This is a genomic window from Enterobacter sp. CGMCC 5087 (genome assembly GCF_003144775.1).
GTDB lineage: Bacteria > Pseudomonadota > Gammaproteobacteria > Enterobacterales > Enterobacteriaceae > Enterobacter > Enterobacter cloacae_M.
In genome coordinates this window covers 1-955 of record NZ_QFXN01000289.1, presented here as the reverse complement: position 1 = coordinate 955, position 955 = coordinate 1, and the positions used below count along the sequence as shown (strand labels likewise).

Genomic DNA, 955 nt, shown 5'->3' with positions numbered 1-955 from the left:
GCGCGAGCAGGTGTTTCTTCATGCCCAGAAAGACCATGACACCGTCATCAATAACAACCACCGGCAGAGCGTGGGTAACGATCAGCATCTGAGCGTTGTGCAGGATAAGTTTGAACGTATCGACAGGCACAGCCACCGTACCGTGGGACAGGATGATTACGAACTGATCCACCAGGATAGCCATCAGTCCATCGGGCGCAATTTTATTCAGAGTATCACCCAGTCCTTTAAGCGCTTTATCGGTGGCGGTGAGGTAACCCGCATTGAGGGCAGCCGTCAGACCACGCTGACCGGGTCTGAAGAAGCCATCATTGGCGCTAACCAGCGCACGGTGGTGAATAACGATCATTACCTCAAAGCCACGGATATCGTACTGGAAGCGGGACAATCCTTCACCGTCAAAGGCCCGGGAGGGTTCATGAAGATAGATGACTCGGGCATTACCCTGCAGGGCAATCTTGTCAAAGTGAATGAGGGGGGAAGCCCGGGCGTCGGGACAGCCCCGGTCTCTGTTGAACCTGAATCACCGGCGGCACCTTCGCTGCCGGATGCACCATTATGCCCTTAAGGAGGCACTATGCCAGGCGCTGCACGACTGGGTGATACCGGACAAGGCCACGCGTGTTTTCCGGATACACCTGTTATTGAAGGAAGTCCCGATATTCGTATCAACGGGGTGCCGGCTGCCCGACAGGGCGATGCGGTGGCCCTCCATGGTTGCCCGTGCCCCAACACGCCGCATGGTATGCATTCGCGGTCGATTTCAGCGGGGTCATCAACGGTTCGTTTTAACGGGAAACCTGCTGCACGTATCGGTGATGCGATTGGCTGTGGCGGCATGATTGCTTCGGGCAGTGGCAACGTCATTATCGGTGACACCCCCTGGAAATCTCCGGTTCATGACTGTGCGAAGCAGGCTGTTCTTGACCGGGCTCCGCTGCTGGGGCTGTCACCC

General features: G+C 56.9%; 1 protein-coding gene and 1 pseudogene. Both read left to right on the top strand.

Translation table 11 applies throughout. The annotated features are described in order from the left end of the window. Window positions 1-568 (top strand): annotated as a pseudogene (locus DEO48_RS26860) (type VI secretion system tip protein VgrG); the annotation flags it as partial. Between the two features lie 9 nt (window positions 569-577). Next, the coding region (locus DEO48_RS24745; RefSeq protein ID WP_181367054.1) for a PAAR domain-containing protein at window positions 578-955 on the top strand (378 nt) is incomplete at its 3' end.